Here is a 2,866-nt window from a genome sequence, read left to right as displayed (position 1 = left end):
CCAAGCAAACAAGAGCCTCTTCCAAAAACTGTTTAACGGTATTCCGCCCTTACCGCTGTAGCTGGTGTAAACATTGTCATTACCCTTGGGGTAGTCGAACTCCTTGATATCAGTCGCCACGATCCGGTACCCCGACATCGATTGTCCGTAGTAGATGGAAGGCTGAGTGATGGACAGGCCAAACTCGGATTCGGCTGGGACATTCTCAAGAAGGTATCGCGGAAACCCTCCCCCGACCGTCTTCGAAACGAAGTTCATGACCGCGCCATAGCCATGCGTGAACTGCAGGTACTCGTTGACCCAGGTTTGCGCTTTCGCGGGAAGTTCCGGCGAAAGCTCGCGGGCGGAAAGCATCACCTGATGATAGCCATCCGCCAAGTGATAGCGGTCGGTATCGATATTATAAAACTGATAGTAGAGACGTATTGCCTGCGTCTGCTGATAGGTCTGCAGTAGCGGTCGCGAATCCCATAGACGAATATTCTGGATCGTGTCCTGGTTCCTCGCGATCACCTCAGGCGTTAGATTTGGGAGGGCTGGATAAGTGGTTTCCTGGATTGCATCCAACTGGTAGGCCTTCCGCGTGAACTCGATGTAGTGTTTCAGGTAGGGTGTCTCGAGGGCCAACTCGCTTGGCTGCACGAAAAATTCCTGAAAGAAGAATGGAACCAGGTACACCCCGATCAACCACAGAGCAAAGTACACCCCGCCCCCCACAGCCAACATCTTGAGGCGCGGGCGGAAGAAATTGAATGCGAGCAGCGCACATGCCAGGGCCGAGACACCGACCATGATCCAGAGGGTGACCCGCGTTACATGATCCGCTGCATAGCCTGCGCCATAAACGACACCCAGGGTGGAGTAGACGAGTTCGTAATGGTCGAGGTAAAACCCCCATCCAAAATTGGCAGCCAAGATAAAAAGAAGCACTGAAAAATGTGACGTGGCGCTGCCACTTGCCGCGATTCTTCCGAGCCCACTCGTCAGCGCTAGTCGTATTCCTAATAATATATACGTAGAGAAAACAATCCCGAACGTCAGGATGGTCAGTAAGGTCAAGCTACCTTGCAAAAGAACATAGAAGGGCAGATGGAAGATATAGAACCCGACATCGACCCCGAGAAGCGGATCGGAAACTCCGAAAGACCCGCCATAACGAAAACGGAGGTACGTATCCCATTCGGTATAGAAATAAAGTGCAGAAAACAACGCGACGACAGCGCTGATCAGGAAAACAGCTACCTTCAATAGTCTGGGAGACAGATCGATACTTGGGTGCGCACTCGCGTTGACGCTGGATAACGCGGGCCTCGATGCTCGAACGCCACCGAGGAAGTCGGCGCTATTTTTGGTAGCTTGGCGAAGGTTAATCCACAGGTACAGAAAGACGAAGACGAAAGTTGAGCAAAACATCACCACTTGAACCGACAGAAGGGTCCAGAAGATGCCGGCGTAGCCGAGCTGGCGCATCCACAGCCATTTCTCTATATAGCCAGCGATGCCCACCAGAACCGCAATGACTGAAGCCGCGGCAACAACCATGATTGCCAGTAAATGCCGGGAAGTGGGAGGCATTCTTAGCACACTCCCCTTTTCGTGAGCAAACGAACTTCGCTGCTTTCCAACTGTCGGGTTCTCGTTCATCGCTCCACTCCAGATCTGCGTGCGCGCCCTACGGCCCATATTGAACGTCCGGATGGGCGCGGCCAGGCCGCGCGGCAACTCCAATGACTGCCACGATCCAATCGCTAGCGCTGCACACGTTGTCGTTTTTCATCAACGCAAAAACGAGATTCGGCTGTCACCCACGAGTCGAAGGACACCAACAACAACGAACAAACCAGCGAAAACTCACAATCTGATTTTGCAGCCAGGTTGACAACCGCAAGTACTCCCCTGCTATCGAGACAACGCGATCGATCTTCCCGTTGATGCATCGACATCAATTAACTGGCCATCGTACGAGGGCACAGCGGGCGATTCAGCAGAATGTTGTCTCCCTCAGAGACATCGAATAGGACGGTTTCTGCACAGAACGGCCCCCTTGTCAGGAGGGTCGACATCGGTCGGCGCTGCAACCTCTCTATGCCGCTGCCCTGCAATGCGGATCTCCTCTAGCGATGCAAAGTCGTTCCGGTAAGTCTGCGCACGAACGCTTCCTGTTGCGAGACCTGCACCGTCAAACTTTGTGATGGCATTGGGCCGGATCAGATAGCCACGCCTGCCTTCAGAGCACGACTGGATCCATCCTGCCACTGCCGTTCAAACGTCATGGCTTTTTTCACGACGATTCCCCGCCACACTCCGTCGGAGCTAAATAGACAAGTGATCAGCGTACAGCATGGCACCAACGGGCCGCAAACGTCAGGCTCGGAAACTACCTATGCCGTTTCTCGGCGATCAGGGTCAGGCCATGATAGGAAGCGGGCTTTACGGAGATGGATATTTGGCAAAAAACGGCATCCGAAGTCCGAGCGAATGTCTGCATGCGGCAAACAACGGAAAGGTCCGTTTCAAACAAGAAAGCCCACCCCCGATCGGTGCCACGAGATCGATAACGATCCGCTGGGGCGGGATTCGAGGCTCTATGCCGTTTTGAGTGGAACTTGACGGCCGGCGCGATAGCGTTTAATCCCTTGATCACGCGAGGCGGCGGGACGCAAAGGATTTTGCGGCAAATGTTTTAGCCTGGACATGCGGAGGTAGGCGATGGCCACGAAGTTCTTCACGGTTCGAAATCCGCGCGCGGCCCGCTTGGTTTGTTGGAGCATGCCATTCATCGCCTCGACATAGGCATTGCTGCGACCGTCGAGCATGCCGCGCACGACGCCCGGCAGGCGCTCCTTGAGCGTCGTGGCCAGCCGCC

General features: G+C 54.5%; 2 protein-coding genes. Both read right to left on the bottom strand.

Features of this window, described 5'->3' with window-relative positions:
* Positions 1 to 1,644 (bottom strand): UPF0182 family protein (locus BSU04_RS41390; RefSeq protein ID WP_179258618.1); only part of this gene is annotated, 1,644 nt, incomplete at its 3' end.
* A gap of 941 nt (positions 1,645 to 2,585) precedes the next feature.
* A partial coding sequence (locus BSU04_RS41385; RefSeq protein WP_144021474.1) for a transposase occupies positions 2,586 to 2,866 on the bottom strand: 281 nt, incomplete at its 5' end.

It is taken from the genome of Caballeronia sordidicola, from assembly GCF_002220365.1.
GTDB lineage: Bacteria > Pseudomonadota > Gammaproteobacteria > Burkholderiales > Burkholderiaceae > Caballeronia > Caballeronia sordidicola_C.
Note: the sequence above shows the minus strand (reverse complement) of the source record. Positions and strands in the feature narration are given on the sequence as shown.